This is a genomic window from Streptomyces sp. NPDC060027 (assembly GCF_042737005.1).
GTDB lineage: Bacteria > Actinomycetota > Actinomycetes > Streptomycetales > Streptomycetaceae > Streptomyces.
Genome location: NZ_JBHWVI010000183.1, coordinates 1 through 18166, shown reverse-complemented (window position 1 = coordinate 18166; position 18166 = coordinate 1). Strand labels below are relative to the sequence as shown.

13 protein-coding genes, 1 tRNA gene, 1 pseudogene and 1 riboswitch are annotated in these 18166 nt (G+C 71.5%); of the genes and pseudogenes, 7 read left to right on the top strand and 8 right to left on the bottom strand.

What is annotated here, in order from left to right; all coding sequences use genetic code 11:
- Positions 1-214: 214 nt before the first annotated feature.
- Positions 215-2314: an asparagine synthase-related protein gene (locus ACFWBT_RS32670; protein ID WP_385706591.1), complete on the bottom strand. Its 2100-nt coding sequence runs from the start codon at positions 2312-2314 to the stop codon at positions 215-217.
- Positions 2315-3288: 974 nt separating this feature from the next.
- On the opposite strand from ACFWBT_RS32670, the gene ACFWBT_RS32665 reads away from it, so the two are divergent.
- The 4 genes from ACFWBT_RS32665 to ACFWBT_RS32650 all read left to right on the top strand — a co-directional run bounded on the left by ACFWBT_RS32665 (position 3289) and on the right by ACFWBT_RS32650 (position 8362).
- A complete protein-coding gene (locus ACFWBT_RS32665) occupies positions 3289-4713 on the top strand; it encodes an MFS transporter (RefSeq protein WP_266760283.1) in 1425 nt (474 codons plus the stop codon).
- Positions 4714-4789: 76 nt separating this feature from the next.
- Positions 4790-6025, top strand: coding sequence for an L-2-hydroxyglutarate oxidase (lhgO, locus tag ACFWBT_RS32660; RefSeq protein WP_385706590.1), 1236 nt, complete (start codon positions 4790-4792; stop codon positions 6023-6025).
- Between the two features lie 122 nt (positions 6026-6147).
- Positions 6148-6924, top strand: coding sequence for a tRNA (guanosine(46)-N7)-methyltransferase TrmB (gene trmB, locus ACFWBT_RS32655; RefSeq protein WP_385706592.1), 777 nt, complete (start codon positions 6148-6150; stop codon positions 6922-6924).
- A gap of 91 nt (positions 6925-7015) precedes the next feature.
- Positions 7016-8362 carry a PrsW family intramembrane metalloprotease gene (locus ACFWBT_RS32650; protein ID WP_385706589.1) on the top strand — a complete coding sequence of 449 codons (1347 nt, stop codon included), beginning with the start codon at positions 7016-7018 and terminating at the stop codon, positions 8360-8362.
- A gap of 159 nt (positions 8363-8521) precedes the next feature.
- Here ACFWBT_RS32650 and ACFWBT_RS32645 read toward each other — a convergent pair.
- The 5 genes and pseudogenes from ACFWBT_RS32645 to ACFWBT_RS32625 all read right to left on the bottom strand — a co-directional run bounded on the left by ACFWBT_RS32645 (position 8522) and on the right by ACFWBT_RS32625 (position 13982).
- Positions 8522-9465: pseudogene (locus ACFWBT_RS32645) on the bottom strand (aldo/keto reductase).
- A gap of 333 nt (positions 9466-9798) precedes the next feature.
- A complete protein-coding gene (locus tag ACFWBT_RS32640; RefSeq protein WP_385706588.1) occupies positions 9799-10839 on the bottom strand; it encodes a M23 family metallopeptidase in 1041 nt (346 codons plus the stop codon).
- Positions 10840-10850: 11 nt separating this feature from the next.
- Positions 10851-11008: riboswitch (cyclic di-AMP (ydaO/yuaA leader) on the bottom strand.
- 304 nt (positions 11009-11312) lie between these two features.
- Complete coding sequence (locus ACFWBT_RS32635) at positions 11313-12398, bottom strand: PP2C family protein-serine/threonine phosphatase (protein ID WP_385706587.1); 1086 nt, start codon at positions 12396-12398, stop codon at positions 11313-11315.
- A 288-nt stretch (positions 12399-12686) separates the two neighbouring features.
- A tRNA-Met gene (locus ACFWBT_RS32630) sits at positions 12687-12760 on the bottom strand.
- An 82-nt stretch (positions 12761-12842) separates the two neighbouring features.
- Positions 12843-13982, bottom strand: a complete 1140-nt coding sequence (locus ACFWBT_RS32625) for a dihydrofolate reductase family protein (RefSeq protein WP_385706586.1) — start codon at positions 13980-13982, stop codon at positions 12843-12845.
- Positions 13983-14048: 66 nt separating this feature from the next.
- Between ACFWBT_RS32625 and ACFWBT_RS32620 the strand changes: the two genes are divergently transcribed.
- Complete coding sequence (locus tag ACFWBT_RS32620; RefSeq protein WP_266760298.1) at positions 14049-14558, top strand: MarR family winged helix-turn-helix transcriptional regulator; 510 nt, start codon at positions 14049-14051, stop codon at positions 14556-14558.
- Positions 14559-14680: 122 nt separating this feature from the next.
- A complete protein-coding gene (gene ribA / locus ACFWBT_RS32615) occupies positions 14681-15325 on the top strand; it encodes a GTP cyclohydrolase II (RefSeq protein ID WP_385706585.1) in 645 nt (214 codons plus the stop codon).
- Here ribA and ACFWBT_RS32610 read toward each other — a convergent pair.
- Positions 15303-16274 (bottom strand): DUF1731 domain-containing protein, encoded by a 972-nt coding sequence (locus ACFWBT_RS32610; protein WP_385706584.1) that lies wholly within the window; start codon positions 16272-16274, stop codon positions 15303-15305. The genes ribA and ACFWBT_RS32610 overlap by 23 nt on opposite strands.
- Before the next feature lie 120 nt (positions 16275-16394).
- The gene (locus ACFWBT_RS32605) at positions 16395-17531 is read right to left on the bottom strand and encodes a hypothetical protein (protein ID WP_385706583.1); all 1137 of its coding nucleotides are present in this window, start codon (positions 17529-17531) and stop codon (positions 16395-16397) included.
- A 338-nt stretch (positions 17532-17869) separates the two neighbouring features.
- Here ACFWBT_RS32605 and ACFWBT_RS32600 point away from each other — a divergent pair, with 338 nt between their 5' ends.
- Positions 17870-18163 carry a hypothetical protein gene (locus ACFWBT_RS32600; protein WP_385706582.1) on the top strand — a complete coding sequence of 98 codons (294 nt, stop codon included), beginning with the start codon at positions 17870-17872 and terminating at the stop codon, positions 18161-18163.
- The last annotated feature ends 3 nt before the right edge of the window (positions 18164-18166 follow it).

Below are 18166 nucleotides of genomic sequence, written 5' to 3'. Positions count from 1 at the left end.
GGTACATCCCTATGTCCGTCGCTTACGTTCGGATCGAGTAGCAGTTCGCACAGATAGCCCACGTCTGATCCAGCGGCGACGGACTGGGATGTACCGGCACGGCCCCGACCCACCCACCGGCCCGCAGGCACCGGACCGCAGGCACCGACCCACAGGCACCCACCGGACCCAAACCCGACGCCGGTCACGGCAGGACGCTCCGGAAAGGCAAGGCTCAGCCCTGCCGGGCCGCCGCCCCCGCCCCCAACGCCCTCCCCTGGGGCACGATCCCCGCCGGAACGGCCCGCTGCCGCGCGGGCGTCCCCGTCCAGCACGTCCCGCGCCGGGCCAGCAACCGCCGCAGCCACAGTTCGAGCGAGACGAGATCGGCCAGCCCGTCGAGCGGCAGCGCCGCCCCCTCCGCCGCCGCACGCAGCGCCTTGCGGACGACTCGCGCCTCGACCAGCCCCGCCTGCGCGAGCAACGGCGTGTCGAACAGGGAGACCAGGGAATCAGCCGCCACCCGCAACCCCGTACGGGCCGCCGCCGCGGAGGACGCGTGGGACGGAGCCCCCCACCCGGGGGGCAGATCGGCCACCCCGGCCCCCTCCAGCACCGTACGCAGAATCGCCGCCCGCGCCCCCGGCTGCACCCGCAGCGCCTCCGGCAGCTCCCGGCACGCCCGGACGACCTGGTTGTCCAGGAACGGCGCGTGCAGCCGCTGGAAGCGGATCTCGGCGGCCTGCTCGAGGACGCGTACGTCCGCCGCGTGGCGCGCCAGCGCGGCACGCGCGCGGAAGTCTCCCGGCCGCTGCCCGGGACCGACGTTCAGCCGCCCCCCGCCCGCCTGGAGGCGAACCGATACTTCAGCCAGCGCCTCCCCGGTCAGCCACCGCGCCGCGGGCCCGGGTCTGGCCCAGCTGAGCGCCGCCAGCGACGCCCCCACCGCACCTCCGGGCTCCTCGAACAGCCGGTGCAGCAACCGGTCGGCGAGGACGTCGACCCCGGCGCGGTACGGCGTACGGGCGAGCTTGCGCGCCGCGCCGTACACGCGCGCGGGGACCATCACCGAGCCGTCGGCCTTCGCCAACGCGGCGACGGGCCGCACCAGATGGCGCCGCTTACGGTCCATGAGCAGGTCGGCGAGCCGGGCCGGATGGGCGTCCAGCACCTGCCGCGCGCCATAGCCCGTGAAGTGGTCCGCGCTGCCGGAGGCGAGCCGCGCGCGGTGCCGTGCCGCCGTCACCAGGGACGGCCCCGGCTCGTCGGTCAGCGGACCCTCCAAGTCGGCGTAGGGAAGGGTCTCTTCGCCCCCGGTGACGACCACATGGTGCAGCCGGGGATTCGCGGCCAGCGTCCCGGCCCGCTCCAGCTCGGCCTCGCGCCCCCGCACGGTGAGGTCGTTGAAGGTCACCGCCAGGAGCCGTTCCCCGGCGCCCGTGCCGTGTCCGAGGACCGTGCCGGGCGCCCCGGGAAGGCCGGCGGCGAGCAGTGCGAGGGTCCCCGAGGCGGGCCCTCCGGAGAGGTCGGCTCCGATGCCCGGCACCGGTGTCCCGCGCGCGGCGCGCCGCTCGGCGGGGCCCATGCCGGGCACGGGACCGGGGTCCACATCGGTGCCCGGCACATGGCGCGGTGCGGAGAGGCGGGCGCGGACGGCCTCCACGAGGGCGTCCCGCACGGCGTCCACGGCGATCGCGGGGTCGGCGATGGGCGCGGCGACGGCGAGGGAGGCGACGGGCTCGTACCCGGCGATCTCGCGGGCCCCGGCGCGCAGGATGAGTGTGTGACCCGGCGGAATGCGGCGCACGCCCTCGTACGGGGTGGAGTCGTGCACCGCGGCCGGTACGTCGGGGGCGGCGAGCATCGCGGCCAGGTGCCCGAAGTCGAGGTTGGCCTCGATGAGGTCGGCGAGGGGAAGCGCGGCGGTCGCGTACGCCGTGCCGCCCGCCCAAGGGGTGTAGAACACGGGCCGTGCGCCGGCGAGATCACCGCAGACGGTCACCCGGCGGCCGACCTGGACGACCGCGGTGTAGCTGCCGGACCAGTTGGTGAGGTGGCGAAGTGCGCCTCCGCGCGCGGCGAACAGCCCGACCTTCAACTCCTCGTCGGAGGCTCCGCAGGTGCCGAGGACCGCGATGCGGTTCTGCGCGTCGGCCTTCACCACGCGCACCTCGTCGGGGCGCCAGTCGCCGACGGCCCACAGCGGATCGGGGTCACCCCACAGGAGTTGGGAGCCCACCGGGTGCACGGTCTCGCCGTTGCTCCCCGTGGCGCCCGCCGAGCCGATCTCGGACGCTTTGGCGACGGTGCTGCTCCACCCCACCAACCATCGCATCGTCGCCTCCACAGGCTGTGGACAACCAGTGCACCGTACGAACTCGGCACCATGCTGCCACGAAGGAAGCGTGTGGGAGGGTCCCTGCGACGGCTTGCGCTCCCCGAAGTGCGCCCCCATGCGGACGTCCGCGCCGACATGAAGCGGTCGCACCACGCACAAATGCCCCTTATGGAAGGCCCGTTGAGACAACCGGAACCGCGGCGCGCACCCTCGGGAATCCACCCGAGCCGCCCCCGAACCGCCGCCCGGCACTCGACCCGATACCCGACTCGGCAGTCGACCGGACGCCCGAGCCGACACCCTACGAAGCGAAGTGACCGCCACTGGACCGGCACCCGGTCCGACCCCCGGGCCGACGCACGGCCGACGCCCGACCGACGCACGACCGGCGCCCGGCCAACGCCCCGACCAGCACCTCAACAGCCCCCGCGAGGGCCCCTCTCACACCACCCGACCCCCACCGGGTCGACGCGAATGCGCCCCCGATACGCTCCCTCAGGACGCCCTTCGCGCCCTCAACTGGCGTGGTGAGAGCCCTAATCACCCTTCGAGGCCACCGTCGATTTTCGGCCAAATCGGCGATGGACGGACAAGCGTGGACACGCTCCGTACAGGCCTTGCGCACCGCTTCGGCAACGCACAGTCCGGGAGGCGGAGTTCGCCTCCCGGACCGGTCCGCCGCCCGCGGGGATGTAGGCGGCGGTGTCCCCCAGCCCACTGGATCCAGTACAGCGGGCCGACCCACGCACGTTCCATGGAAGCGCTCCCCACTGTGGCCGGAGAAGAGCGCACGGACGGGCGCACGGCCACACAACGGGAGCACGTCGCCACCGTCCGTACAGTCGTACGGACCACAATCCCGCCAACCGGACCTACGCCCCTTAACGCTGGGGATCGGGCGAACTACGCTGGGTTTACGAATGCCGCGTGGTTATGCCAGTGCGGCAGCCGTCTGTGTCGAGGGGTGGCGCATGTCCAGGGAGCAACGCGGGCCGAACGAAAAACTCGGCGCCGTTCTCGCCCTCGCGGGAATCAGCAACGCAGGACTCGCGCGTCGCGTCAACGACCTTGGCGCTCAACGCGGGTTGACACTTCGCTACGACAAGACGTCGGTGGCGCGCTGGGTGTCGAAGGGCATGGTGCCCCAGGGCGCCGCGCCGCACCTCATCGCGGCCGCCATCGGCCAGAAGCTCGGCCGTCCGGTGCCGCTCCACGAGATCGGCCTGGCGGACGCGGACCCGGCGCCGGAAGTGGGCCTCGCCTTCCCCCGTGACGTCGGGCAGGCGGTGCGGTCGGCGACGGAGCTCTACCGCCTCGATCTCGCCGGACGCCGGGCCGGCGGGGGTGGCATCTGGCAGTCGCTGGCCGGCTCCTTCGCGGTGAGCGCGTACGCGACTCCCGCCTCACGGTGGCTGATAACCCCGGCCGACAGCTCGGTGGCGCGCGAGGTGAGCCCCGGTGAGGGCTCCGGAGCACCACTGAAAGTCGGCCACAGCGATGTGCTGAAGCTCCGCGAGGCAGCCGAGGACGCCAGGCGCTGGGACTCCAAGTACGGAGGTGGCGACTGGCGTTCGTCCATGGTGCCCGAGTGTCTGCGGGTCGAGGCGGCGCCTCTGCTGCTCGGCTCCTACTCCGACGAGGTCGGCAGAGCGCTCTTCGGCGCGTCGGCCGAGCTCACCCGTCTCGCGGGCTGGATGGCCTTCGACACGGGGCAGCAGGAGGCCGCGCAGCGCTATTACATCCAGGCCCTGCGGCTGGCCCGGGCCGCCGCCGACGTGCCCCTCGGGGGCTATGTCCTGGCCTCCATGTCCCTCCAGGCGACCTACCGGGGCTTCGGGGACGAGGGCGTCGACCTCGCCCAGGCCGCTCTGGAGCGCAACCGCGGACTCGCCACGGCCCGCACCATGAGCTTCTTCCGGCTCGTCGAGGCACGTGCCCACGCGCGCGCCGGTGACGCCCAGGCGGCCGGCGCGGCGCTGAAGGCGGCGGAGGGCTGGCTGGAGCGGGCCCGCGACGGCGACCACGACCCGTCCTGGCTCGGCTTCTACTCGTACGACCGCTTCGCGGCCGACGCCGCCGAGTGCTACCGCGACCTGAAGGCACCGCGCCAGGTGCGCCGCTTCACCGAACAGGCGCTGTCGAAGCCGACGGAGGAGTTCGTACGCTCGCACGGGCTGCGCCTGGTGGTGTCGGCGGTCGCCGAGCTGGAATCGGGCAATCTGGACGCCGCGTGCGAGCAGGGCGTACGAGCGGTGGAGGTCGCGGGGCGCATCTCCTCCGCGCGCACCACCGAGTACGTGAAGGACCTGCTGCACCGGCTGGAGCCGTACGGCGACGAACCGCGCGTGGTGGAGCTGCGGGAGCGGGCGCGGCCGCTGCTGATGGCTCCGGCGTAGGCAGGGCGCGACGGCCCCGCGGCCCGAAACGGCACGGGGCCTGTTTCTCGGGTTTGAGGGCATTGTCAGTGGCGCAGTGCACTATCGAAGCCGGGAGGTGGTGCAGGTGCGGAGCGCGTACGACTGCGATGTGCTGGTGATCGGCGGCGGAATCGTCGGTCTGTCGACGGCGTATGCCATCACGCGTGCGGCGCCGGGCACCCGCGTGACGGTGCTGGAGAAGGAGCTGGGGCCCGCCCGGCACCAGACCGGGCGCAACAGCGGGGTGATCCACAGCGGGATCTACTACCGCCCGGGCTCCCTGAAGGCCCGGTACGCGGTGCGGGGTGCCGCCGAGATGGTCAAGTTCTGCGCGGAGTACGACATCGCGCACGCCGTCACCGGCAAGCTGATCGTCGCGACGGAGAAGTCGGAGCTCCCCCGGCTGCACAGCCTGGTGCAGCGCGGCCGGGAGAACGGCATTCCGGTCAGGGAGCTGGGCCCCGCCCAGCTCACCGAGTACGAGCCCGAGGTCCGCGGTCTCGCCGCCATCCACGTCAGCACCACGGGCATCTGCGACTTCGTGGCGGTGGCCCGGCGGCTCGCGGAGGCCTCCGGGGCCGAGATCCGGTACGGGGCGGACGTCGTGCGCGCCGACCGCCGCCCCGGCCTCGGCGTCGCCGTGCGCACGGCGGACGGGGCGATCGTCCGCGGGCGGGTCCTCGTCAACTGCGCGGGGCTGCACTGCGACGAGATGGCCCGGCTCACGGGGGACGACCCCGGCATGCGGATCGTGCCGTTCCGGGGCGAGTACTACACGCTCGCGCGGCCGGAGCTGGTGCGAGGCCTGGTGTACCCGGTTCCGGACCCGGCGTTCCCCTTCCTCGGCGTCCATCTCACCCGGGGCATCGACGGCGGCGTCCACATCGGCCCCAACGCGGTGCCCGCGCTCGCCCGGGAGGGGTACGGGTGGGGGGTCGTCCGGCCCCGGGAGCTGGGCGCGACCCTGTCCTGGCCGGGTTCCTGGCGGATAGCCCGACGGCACTGGCGCTACGGAGCCGGGGAGCTGCGCCGGTCGGTGTCGAAGGCGGCGTTCACGGAGGCGGTGCGACGGCTGCTGCCCGCGGTGACGCCGGAGGACCTGGTCCCCGCCGCCGCCGGGGTCCGCGCCCAGGCGGTCCTGCGGGACGGCACCCTGGTCGACGACTTCCTGATCAAGGAAGGCCCGCGGACGGTGCACGTCCTGAACGCGCCGTCCCCCGCGGCCACGGCCTCGCTCCCGATCGGCCGCGAGGTCGCCCGCCGGGCCCTGGCGGCCCTGGCAGCGGCCTGACCGGCCCGGCCCGGGTCACGCGGGCCGCCCCGCACCGCGGCCCCCGTAAAATCGGTCCCACTGTGTCTGAATTCCTCGACTCCCCCGAAGAGACCCGGCCCGCCTCCGCCGAGGACGGCCCGCTGCGTCACCACCGCGCCAAGAGCGAGCCCCGCTTCCCCGACGGCCCGCAGCCCGATCCCGCCGGCTCGCACTTCGAGCGGCGGATCCGGAGTTTCCAGCCGCGGCGGAGCCGGGTGACGACCGGCCAGGCGGACGCGTTGCAGCGCCTGTGGCCCAAGTGGGGTCTGGACATCGACGGACAGCGGAAGCTCGACCTGGCGGAGCTGTTCGGGGCGGACTGCCCCGTCGTGCTGGAGATCGGCTTCGGCATGGGCGAGGCCACCGCGCAGATGGCGGCCGAGGACCAGGGGACCGGAATCCTCGCCGTGGACGTGCACACACCCGGTCAGGGCAACCTGCTCAACCTCGCCGAGCGGAGCGGCCTGACCAACATCCGGGTCGCCAACGGTGACGCGATCATCCTGCTCCGCGAGATGCTCCCGCCCGCGTCCCTCGACGGCCTGCGCGTCTACTTCCCCGACCCGTGGCCCAAGAAGCGCCACCACAAGCGGCGGCTGATCCAGCCGGAGTTCCTGGATCTCGCCGCGACCCGCCTCGCGCCGGGCGCGCTCGTGCACTGTGCGACGGACTGGGAACCGTACGCGGAACAGATGCTCGAAGTGCTGAGCGCGCACCCCGACTTCGAGAACACCCGGCCGGACGGCGGTTTCGCGCCGCGTCCGGAGTTCCGGCCGCTGACCCGTTTCGAGGGCCAGGGACTGGACAAGGGTCATGTGGTGAACGACCTCCTGTTCCGGCGCGTACAGCATCGAGACCAGCACACCCCGGGCGACTGACCCGCACGCGGCGCTCCGGAGTCTCCCTGGAATCCCGGGACGACTCCGGTCACCCTCGCGGGCCACGCCCTCCCTCGTTAGGGTCAATGCCGTGGCCATCCATCCTCCGTACCCGACACAGTCCGGCGGCCCCGCCGGACCTGCGCTGAGACACCCGCACTGGTGGCAGCGCAGATGGGTCCGGTACGGATCGCTGATCACGCTGCTCGCGATGTCCGGTCTCGTGATCCTCGCCCTAGTCCGCGAGCAGACCGGCACCGAGGGTTTCCTGGTCGGCCTCGGACTGGCCGTGTTCCCCGTGCCGCTGCTCATCGCCGCTTTCCGATGGCTGGACCGGGTCGAGCCGGGCCCCTGGCACAACCTGCTCTTCTCCTTCGCCTGGGGCGCCTGCGCGGCCGCGCTCATAGCGATCGTCGCCAATAGTTTCGCGACCCGGTGGATAGCCATAGCGACCGCGGATCCGTCCAGCGCCGACACCCTCGGCGCGACCGTCATAGCGCCCGTCGTCGAGGAGTCGGCGAAGGCGGCGGCCGTCCTGCTGGTCTTCCTCTTCCGCAGACGGGACTTCACCGGGATCGTCGACGGTGTGGTGATCGCCGGGGTCACCGCCACCGGCTTCGCCTTCACCGAGAACATCCTCTATCTCGGCACCGCCTTCGGCACCGACCAGCTCAGCGGGGAGAGCGGGCTCGCCTCCGTCACCGCCGCGACCTTCTTCGTCCGCGTGGTGATGTCGCCCTTCGCGCATCCGCTGTTCACCGTGCTGACCGGCATCGGCTTCGGCGTCGCGGCGCTGTCCGCCGAGCGCCAGCATGTGCGCCGCGTGCTGCTCCCCCTGGCCGGACTGCTGCTCGCGATGGGCATGCACGCGCTCTGGAACGGCTCGTCGGGCTTCGGCGAGTGGGGGTTCTTCGGGGTGTACGCCGCGTTCATGGTGCCCGCGTTCGGGCTGCTGACCTGGCTGGCCGTCTGGACCCGGCAGCGTGAGCTGCGCACCGTGCGCGCGGAACTGCCCGCGTACACCGTCGCCGGGTGGCTGGGCGCGACGGAGCCGTGGGCGCTCGGCTCGATGCGGGCACGGCGGCTCGCCCGCGAGTACGCCGGCCACCACTTCGGGAAGGCCGCTGCGCGCTCGGTGGCGGAGTACGAGGCGTTCGCGACCTCACTGGCGTTCCTGCGCCACCGGGGACGCCTCGGCCGCGCGGGCGCCGATTTCGTCGTACGGGAGCGCGAGTTGCTCGACGAGCTGTGGCGCCGCCGGGGGATCGCCCGCCCGGCCCTCGCCTACGCGGCCCGCGCGACGACTCCGATGCCCGCGCCGCCGCCCTGGCCGGCCCACGGGTACACGAACGGCTACGGGTACGCCGCCCCGCAGCCGCAGCCGCAGCCGTACGCCCCGCCGGTGCCGTATCCCGCGTACAACCCGTACCGCTCGTAGAGGCGGCACCGCCCCGCATCACCGGCCCGACACCGGCGGGAGACGGCACCACCGGCGCGCGGCACCACCGACGGCTCGGCATCCCCGACGGCTCGGCACCGCCGACGGCTCGGCACCGCCGGTCGATGCCGGCGATGCCTGCGCCCTGTCCTCCGGCGGTTACGCCGACGCCTTGGACAACCGCGTCAGTTCGTCGTCCGTCAGGACCAGGTCCGCGACCCCCAGCAGGGCCGGGAGCTGCTCCACCGTCCGGGCGGAGGCGATCGGCGCGGCGACCGTCGGCTGGGCGGCCAGCCAGGCGAGGGCGACCGTCGCGACCTCGGAGCCATGGGCCTCGGCCACCTCGTCGAGGGCGGCGAGGACCCGCTGCCCGCGTTCCGTGTCGAGGTGCTTGGCCGCGGCCCCTGCCCGGGGCGAGTCGACCGTCGTGCCCGGGCGGTACTTGCCGGTGAGGAAGCCGGCGGCGAGCCCGAAGTACGGGACGGCGGCCAGGCCGGCCCGGGAGGCGATGTCCCGCCGGGCGCCCTCGTAGGTGTCGCGTGAGACCAGGTTGTACTGCGGCTGGAGCGCGACATAGCGCGCGAGGCCCTCGCGGTCGGAGAACTCCAGGGACTCCTGGAGCCGCTCGGGCGAGAGGTTGGAGGCGGCGATGTGCCGCACCTTGCCCGCCGTCACCAGCTCGTCGAGGGCGCCGATGATCTCGTCGACCGGCACCTCCGGCTTGTCGAAGTGCGTGTAGTAGAGGTCGATGTGGTCGGTGCCCAGGCGGCGCAGTGACGCGTCGGCCGCGGCCTTGATGTTGGCGCCGGACAGCCCCGGGTACGCGGGGTGCTGGCTGACCTTGGTGGCGACCACGATGTCCGCGCGGTTGCCACGGGTCTTCAGCCACTTGCCGATGATGGTCTCGGACTCGCCGCCCTCGTTGCCCTCGACCACGACGAGTAGGAGTCGGCCGTATCGAGGAAGTTGCCGCCGGCGGCCGCGTAGGCGTCGAGCACCGCGAAGGACCGGGTCTCGTCGGCCGTCCAGCCGAAGACGTTGCCACCGAGGGAGAGCGGGAAGACCTCGAGGTCGGACGAACCGAGCTTGCGAAGAGAAGTCATGCCCGACGTCAACGCCCCCACCTGATGCATGTATTCCGCACCCACTCCTGCGGGGCCTGGTGAGAGCGCGCGTCCGCACACGCCGGACCGGCAGCCCTGACGTCGGGGGGGTGTCGTCAGGACCGCCGGAGAAAAGGAAAGCCGCGCGCACGGCCAGGAGCCGCACGCACCGCGAGCACACGGATCACGAAACCTCGGGCACGAGGGGTCGCTCGTACGGATCAGCGCGCGTACGGCTCAGGGTCGTACGGCCAGGGAGCCCGTACGGGTCGGAGCCCGTACGGGTCAGAGGCCGTACGGGTCAGAGGCCGTACGGGTCAGAGGCCGTACGGGTCAGGGGTTGAGGCCCTTGCCCTGGAGCCACGCCATCGGGTCGATGCCGGTGGCGGCGCCGCCGGGGTGCACCTCGAGGTGCAGGTGCGGCCCGGTGACATTGCCCGTCGCACCCACGCGCCCGATGACATCACCGGTGGCGACCTTCTGGCCCACGCTGACGCTGATCGACGACTGGTGGCAGAACCAGAGCTCCGTACCGTCGTCGAGGGTGAGGATCGTGCGGTAGCCGTACGATCCGGCCCAGCCGGCCTCCGTGATGGTGCCGCTGTGGATCGCCTTGATGAGCGTCCCGGTGGGCGCCGCGAAGTCCAGTCCGGTGTGGTACCCGGAGGACCACATGGAGCCGGCCTCGCCGAAGGTCGAGGTCAGGGTGTACGAGGAGGTCGGCAGCGAGTAGCTCTTGGCGAGCTCGGCGAGGCGCTCGGCCTCGGCCTCCGCCTTGGCCGCGTCCTCCGCCTTCTTCTTCACCGCGGCGGCCTTGGCCTCCGCGTCGTCCTGCTGCTTGGCGGCGAGCGCGACGGCCTTCTTCGCGGCGGCGGCCTGGGCGGCCTGCTGGGCGGCGGTGTCGACCTGGTTCTGCTGCGACTCGGCCTGCTGCATGATGCGGGCGCGCAGCGCCTCACCGGCGTCCGTGGCGCCCTGGGCCGTGTCGACGCTGGTCAGACCGGCGCTCGTGAGCGGAGTGGTGGAACCCTTGGGAGCGCTGGATCCGCCGTCCGATATCAGGGCCTTGGCGGACTCGGTGACCGACGACAGGTCGGGCAGCGAGATCGAGACGGGCGCCTTGCCCGGCGCGGCGGTGGCCATGCCACCCGCACCGACGGCGGCTATGACACCCACGCCGAGAACGGTCGAGCTGCGGGCGAGTCCTCCACCGCGCTGCTTGCCTACGCGGTGCCGGCCGCGGACGGGAAGAACGGAATCCTCGGTGGGGTTCCACTCTTCCCAGGTTCCCTCGTCCTTGCCGGAGGCATAGCCGAAGGTGTGAGTGTCATTCGGCGCGAACGAGGTTGGCTGAGCAGGCCGGTTGGACGCCACGTGGGCGCACTCCTTTCCTTCCCTGTCGCCTACCGGGTTAGCTGACGGGTTCGGAGCAGGAAGGTCTCCTACGCGCGTATAACCACCGTGCTTCCACGGCGTAATACGCTCGATTCACCCCAAGTAGGTGGTTCCCCGGTTCCTTTGCAGGATTCGGCACGTGCGCACGGAGCCGTCTCTTGTGACGGCTGGGACGACCGCGCTGCGTTATCGAACGTTAATAGACTCAGGCACCGGATTCCAAGCTGTTCCGACTGATCATTAACAGCTTTTGGCCAGGACTTTGGGGTCATGGACGATGAAAAACGGGCGAGTTGACCACGTGACCTCGACACGGATTTATTTGACGGTGTGTCAGTCGTTATGCGGAGGGGCACTGTCCGATCACTCCTCGTGACAACGGCCGAGAAGACCGTACGCGTCGCGGGTGACGGCCGCCCAGAGCAGCCCATGAACCCGCTCGCGGGCCCACCTCAGACGCGCCGGACGGCGAGCAGCGCCATGTCGTCCGTCAGCGCGCCGCCGGTGTGCCGGCGGACCTCCTCGGCGAGGGCGGTCAGCAGCGCGTCGGGGCCGGGAAAGACCCGTCCTGCCAGCCGCGCGGCCGGATCGTAGAACTCCCCGCGCGGATCGCGGGCCTCGGACAGACCGTCGGTGTGCAGGAGCATCGTCGCCCCGCGCGGAAAGCGGGCCGTCAGCACGCGGTCGGGCCAGGTCCCCAGCTCGCTCATCCCGAGGGGCAGCGCGAAGGACTCGGCGGCGAGCGTGACGAGTGTGCCGTCGAGATGCAGGAGCAGGGGCGGCGGATGGCCGCGGTTGACGATGCGCACGATGTCCTCGTCGTACGGGATCTCCGCGAGGACGGCGGTGGTGAACTCCTCGAACGCGTCGGGGCTCTCGTGCCGGGTGCCCGGGCGCGTCAGCGCCCGCTCCAGCCGCCGTGCGACCGCCTCCAGGGACTCCTCCTGCTCGGCCGCCTCCCGGAACGCCCCGATCACCACGGCGACGGCGGCCACGGCGGCCATCCCCTTCCCGCGTACGTCGCCGACGACCATCCGCACGCCGTACGGCGAGTCCTGCACCGCGTACAGGTCACCGCCGATGAACGCGTCCGCCTGCGCCGCCTCGTACCGCGCCGCGACGTCGAGGCCGTTGATCCGCGGGTCGGGCTCGGGCAGCACGGCACGCTGCGCGAACTCGGCGATCTCCCGTACAGAGGCGAGCCGTTCGTCGCTGCGCCGGACGAGGATGTTGATGAGGACCGCGAGGACGGCGGCCGTCGCCACGGTGACCGACTCGGTGACCGCGTCGACCTTCAGGACGATGTCGAGCAGGTGGTGGACCAGGAACACCGTGCCGACGGCGAGAACGCCGGTGACGACGGTGCCGCGCAGCGAGTAGAGGGGCGCGGCGACCAGGGGCGCGGCCGTGAAGAGGGGGGCCGCGGTGAAGGCCGACGGCGTGAAGTAGTCGTAGATGATCCCCCCGACGAGGAGCAGCACCGGCAGGGTCCGGAGCAGGGTGCGCGCGAAGGAGATCCGGCGGGGAGCCGCTCCCACCGGACCGGGCAGCCGGGCGCCTCGGGGCAGACCGGGCGGCGACCTGTCGGCGCGGTCATGCGGTTCTCCGGATCGCTGCTCACCTCCTGGCTGCCCCACCCGTCCAGAAGACCCGGAGCGGGGACGGCGGGCGACCCGTGTGGCCCGACCGGGGGATCGCCGGCTGCCGGAAGGGGACCGGTCCGGAGAACCGGCCGGGAAGGGGAACGATCCCGGAGAGAACCGGCCGGAGGGCACAACACCAAGGGCCGGAACTCGTGAATCCGAGTTCCGGCCCTTGGTCTTCAGTAGCGGGGACAGGATTTGAACCTGCGACCTCTGGGTTATGAGCCCAGCGAGCTACCGAGCTGCTCCACCCCGCGTCGTTGAAACCAGTGTACGCCATCCGCGGGACCCGAAGCACACGCGTTCAAACGCGCCCCATGAGTGAGGCCGCGGGGTGGGCTAGCCGAGGAGATGCAGGTTGGGGGCCTTGGCGTGTTCCGCGTACTCGGGGAGGACGACGACGTCGGCGCCCGCGGCGGCGAGGAGCCCGTTCCCGTCGGCGTCCGCGACGAACGTGTCGGGCTCGCGCCAGGCGGTCACGACCCGGCGTACACCGGCGTCGAGGATCAGCCGGGCGCAGGGCGCGGGCCGGGAGGCGCGGCGGGCGCACGGCTCCAGGCTGCTGTAGACGGTGGCGTCGGCCAGCCGCGGATCGGCCGGGTCGATCTTGGCGAGGGCGGCCTCCTCGGCGTGCACGACGGGGTCGTCGCCCTCGCGGGAGTGGCCCCGGGCCAGCTCGGTCCCGTCGGCCGCGACGACCACGGCGCCCACGCTGAACGCGGTCTCCGAGGGCGGGCACAGCGCCGCCAGCTCGCAGGCGAGCTCCAGCCACCGCCGGTCCGCCGCGGAGGCGAGCGAGTCGGTGCCGGGCGCGGTGGGCACGTACCGGATGAGCACGACATCCCCGACGGGCCGGGTCTCCGCCAGCCGCATCCGGCCGGGGGGATAGGTGCCCGTTCCGAACAGCCGCGGCGCGTCCGGCTGCCCGACGAAGAGGGGGGCGACGGCGAGCTGCAGTTCGTCGGCCAGGCCCTCGCGCACGAGCTGGGTGTGGACCTTCCCGCCCCCTTCGACCATGAGGCGGCGCACGCCCCGTACGTCGTGGAGGTGTTCCAGCAGCGCGCGCCAGTCGAGTCCGGGGCCGGTCGGGACGACGTCGACGCCGGGGAGACCGTGCAGCCGGGCGGCTGCGCGCCGCGCGCCCTCGCCGGTCGTGTAGACGACCTTTTCGCCGCCCGTGTGCCAGAACTGTGCCTTCGGGTCGAGGTCGCCGGAGCCGCTGACGGTGACCTTCAGCGGGTACTCGGGGCGGCCGGCGGCGACGCGGGCCGCGCGCCGGTCGGCGGAGTTGACCAGGAGCCGCGGATTGTCCGTACGCAGGGTGCCCGCGCCCACCAGGATCGCGTCGCTGGACGCCCGCACCTCGTCGACCCGGTCGAAGTCGGCCGCACCCGAGAGCAGCAGCCGCTCGGGGCCGGTGTCGTCCAGGAAGCCGTCGAGGGAGACGGCGGCGGACAACAGGACGTAGGGACGGGGCATCGGGGCGCATCCTCCGGTCGCACGGGCACAGTGGTTCAACTTTTAAACAATACCTAGACTGAGTCCATGACGACCCGCTGGCTCTCCGCCGCCGAACAGCGCGCCTGGCGCTCGTACCTTTCCGCGACCTCCCTCCTGGAGGACGCCATCGACCGCCGGCTGCAGGCCGAGGCGGGAATGCCCCACCTTTACTACTCCATCCTGGCCAAGTTGTCCGAGGCGCCGGACCGGCGGCTGCGGATGACCGACCTCGCCGAGGCCCAGAAGATCACCCGCAGCCGCCTGACGTACGCGGTGACGCGACTGGAGAAGGACGGCACCGTACGCCGGGAGGGCTGCCCCACCGACAAGCGCGGCCACATGGCCGTCCTCACCGACGAGGGCATGACCCTCCTGGAGCGGGTCGCGCCGGGACACGTCGAGACGGTGCGGACGGCGATCTTCGACCATCTGACGCCTGAGCAGGTGGAACAGCTGGACGAGATCTGCGGAACCATCACGCGGGCGATCCAGGACGGGAATTCCGGGGCATCCGGGGAAGATCTGCCGTGGCGGCGGCGTTCCTGCTCCTCGTGAGGGGCGCGAGGGGGACGTGAACCCCATTGCTTGAAGTTTTAAGCAGATGTAGTGTCTCCTCCCAGGACAGTGCTTCAAATCTGAAGCACCATCTCGTACGAACCCGCTGGACGGAGAGACTCATGCGCGACCATCCCACCGCCACCGTGCGCACCCGCGTCCGCGTGCCCCTGCGCTTCGGCGACGGCTACTCCGTCGACGCGGAACTCGTCACCTTCCACGGCCTCGACGACGAGAAGGAACACCTGGCCGTCGTCCTCGGCGAGCCCGGCCCGAACCCCCTGGTGCGACTGCACTCCGAGTGCCTGACCGGCGACGTCTTCGGCTCGGCCCGCTGCGACTGCGGACCGCAGCTGCGCGAGGCGGTGGAGCAGATCGCGGACCGGGGCGGCGTCCTTCTCTATCTGCGCCAGGAGGGCCGCGGCATCGGCCTCTACAACAAGCTCGACGCGTACGCCCTCCAGGACCAGGGACTCGACACCTACGCCGCCAACGCCGCCCTCGGCCTGCCCGAGGACGACCGCGACTACACGGCGGCCGCCCAGATGCTCCGGGCCCTCGGCATCGACTCCCTCGACCTGCTCTCCAACAACCCCGACAAGGCCGAACAGCTCCGCGAACTCGGCATCACGGTCTCCCACCGTGTCCCGACGGGCGTCTTCACCACCGCCCACAACGTCCGCTACCTGCGCGCCAAGGTCCTCCAGACCCAGCACACGCTCCCGCTGACGGAACTCACCGAGCTCACAGGCCTCTCGACGGGCTGACGCTCCGTTTCCCGCCGCGCACTCGCCGCACGAGGTCGCCGGCGGCCTCCGGCCATCGGCCGTGATCGAAGGCGAAGCCCGCATCGAGCAGGCGGCCGGGAACGACACGGCGGCTTTTCAACAGGAGTTCGGTATCCGACCGCAGCGCGAACGCACCGACCTCCGCCATCCACCGCGTCGCGGGCAGGCCCACCGGGACACCCCACGCCGCTCGCATCGCGCGCATGAACGTGCGCTGGGGCAGAGGGACGGGAGCGGCCAGGTTCACCGGCCCGGCGAGGTCGTCCCGGTCGGCCAGGAACTCGACCGCGCGAACGAAGTCGTGGTCGTGTATCCAGGACACGTACTGCGCGCCGCCCGCGACCGGGCCGCCGAGGCCGAGCCGCGCCAGCCGCAGCAAGACGTCGAAGACACCGCCCCGATCGGGGCTCATGACCATCGCCGAGCGAAGGGCGACCTTGCGCGTGTTCGGGGTTTCGGCCCGCTCCTGCGCCCGCTCCCAGGCTTTGGCGATCTCGACGCTGTAGGCCCAGTAGCCCGGCACGCCGGGTTCGGTGCCGCCGAGCACGCCGGTCGCCTCGTCGTTGGGTGCGTCGAAGCGGTGGGCGTAGACAGTGGCCGTACTCATCTGCAGCCAGACCCGGGGAGGCCGGGCCGCGGCCGCGATCGCCTCGCCCACGACCGTGGCGGAGCGCACACGCGAGTCCATCATGGCCTGCAGATTGGCCGCGGTATAGCGACAACTGACGCTGCGCCCGGCCAGGTTGACCACGACATCGCTGCCGTCGATCACCTCGGCCCAGGGGCCCAGGGTCTCGCCGTCCCAGAGGACTTCACGGTCGCGCACCGGCCGCCTGGTCAGGACCACGACGTCATGACCCTCTGCGGTCAGCGCGCGCTTCAGAATCGCGCCCACCTGCCCGGTTCCCCCGGGGATCACTACCTTCATCAGTCTCCCCCGCCTGTGTTGCGACGAGCCTAGCGCAGAAAACTGAACGCGTTCAAATCTGAGCCTCCGCAAGCGTCGTACCCGGCCCAGGCACTGGTCCTGGGCCGGATCCGCACCCGGCTACGAGAACGTGCCGTAGTAGCCGGTGAGGTCCGCGACCGGGCAGGCAGCCGAACCGATCAGGCACGCGGGATTCGCGTACGTGCGCTTGTAGACGTTGGTGACCCTGCCGCCGTTGTAGATGTAGACGTAGTGGTTCGGCATCAGCCGGTGCGTCCCGGAAATGATGGACCAATTCCCGCTCTTCGTCAGATGCATCGAAAAGGCACCGTCGATGGCGCCGACGTGACAGAACGGATTGGAGGCACGCGTCACCATCCGAACGTCCACGTAATTGCCTCCGGACCCCAATTTCTTGGCGACCATGTTCCCCGACGACGCGGTCTTGGTGGCGACCAGCCTGCCGGTGCTCTTCTTGTAGACGTGGCTCGCATGGACGTCCTTGTGTCCCGCGACCGACTTCGAACTCCACGTGATGACGGCGTTCAGGGAAGTGCGGTACTGCGACGACCTCCAGTTGAAATCGGAATGGCCGTCACCGGCGAACTGGTAGCCCCTCCCATAGTCACAGCCGGCGGGCGGGGCGTCGATGCGCTTCTGCGGGATGAAGGTGACCCAGGTCAGGGTGGTCGTCCCGGCAGCCGCGGCGGCTTCGGCCCGCGACACGGCCTGCTCGCGCATCGAGGCGAGAGCTGTCTTCCCCGGGGACACGGAGGGGACCGCGACCGTCATGCCCCACTTGCGGGCCTTGGCGTCTCCGCCCTTCGCCAGTACGGGCGTGACGATGTACTGGTAGACGCTGCCGGGGGTCACGGAGGTGTCGTGGAAGCTGCTCGCTCCCGGAGCGAGGGTGGCGACCGTCTTTTCGTTCCGGGTGACGACGTACCTGGCGTCCCTCGCGTAGCCCTTCCACGAGATGTCCACGAAGGACCGGCCCGCGGCGGCGGTGATCCCCTGATCGGCCATGGAGCGGTCCACGACCGCCGTCGCGCCCGAGGGCGCCCGCATGACACTGAACCCCTGGGCCTTCAGCGCCTTCCCCTCGGCGCTCTGTGCGCCGACCCCGGACACGTCGGTCAGGTCCTGGGACCCCAGGGCGGATATGGAGAATTCATGAGGACCTGGGGTGGCGTCGCTCCCGGAGGAAGCGGATGCCGGAAAGCCTGCCGCCAGGAGCGCGAGCGGCAGGACAGCCAAGGAACTCGCCTTTGCGGCGGAACGAGCCATCCTCATGGAATTCCCCCTGATGTGCGCGGTCGTCTGAGTCTCCGACCCTAAAGAGACCTGTCCGCCCCGCGCTATTGCCTCTTTGGGCAATCCCCATCCACGCGTCGGCAGTTCACAAACACAGCGGGTGCGGCGAAAGGCTTTTCAAACGCAGCACAATGTCCGCTTGAGCCTCTTTTGGGTCGGTGGCATTGCCCTCAGGACACCCTCCCCGGGCGACCGGACCCGCTTTCCGCGCCGGAGCCCACGCGAGCAGTGCCATCATGGGGTGTGCGCGATTCCTCATCCCCCAACGCACGATGACTCCGATGCCGAAGACCGAGGAGTACAGCATGGCCACCGGCCCCGCCGACACCCCCGACACCGCTGCCTCCGCCTACGGACCGGTCGCACTGGTTCTCGGCATCGCCTCCACCGTCGCCGCGGCGCTCATCGCATTCGTCGGACTCGCCATCCCGCTCCTCACGGGGATCCTTGCCGTGACCTTCGGGATCCTGGGAATCACCCGCAAGCTCCACCGCAAGCCGTCCCTCGTCGGTCTCATCGGCGGCTCTGTCGGCGTGCTCTCCGTCGTCGCCGTCATCAGCGCCTTCAGCGCCTGACGT